The 569-nt window shown below is 58.2% G+C and carries 1 protein-coding gene; it reads left to right on the top strand.

Translation table 11 applies throughout. The features are described from left to right. On the top strand, positions 1-569 hold a 569-nt coding region (locus ACR0C6_RS22110; RefSeq protein ID WP_480621339.1), incomplete at both ends, for a cation:proton antiporter domain-containing protein.

Here is a 569-nt window from a genome sequence, read left to right as displayed (position 1 = left end):
TGTCAACAATCGCGATTGCTGCCGTGGCCATGTACGCCAACCATCCATGGTCGGTCGCCCTGGCGGTGGGGTTGACCCTTTCGCTTTCATCGACCGCGATCGTTCTTCAAACCCTGTCAGAAAAAGGCCTGATGCAGACAAACGGCGGCCGCGCGACATTTTCGGTTCTGTTGACGCAGGACATCGCGGTGATCCCAATTCTGGCTTTGTTGCCACTGCTGGCGCTGCCCGCCATGCCACGTTTCCAAGCAGATGGATCGATTGACCGGGGGGCTGGAGGATCACATGGCGCAGGCGATCACAGTTTGTCACTGGTCGAAGGGCTGCCGGGCTGGGCCGTCACCCTTGTCACAATCGGCGTGGTGGTGTTTGTCATTCTGGCCGGTGTCTACCTGACAAGACCGTTGTTTCGCTTCATCCACGCAACCCGTCTGCGCGAGATGTACACCGCACTGGCACTGATGATTGTCGTGGGCATTTCGTTTCTGATGACACTGGTCGGCCTGTCACCTGCCCTGGGCGCGTTCCTGGCAGGCGTTGTTCTGGCCAGTTCTGAATTCAGACATGAA

The sequence above is a fragment of the Ruegeria sp. AL12 genome (assembly GCF_056540885.1).
The sequence above is the reverse complement of the archived record's forward strand: the minus strand, read 5'-3'. Positions and strand labels throughout refer to the sequence as shown.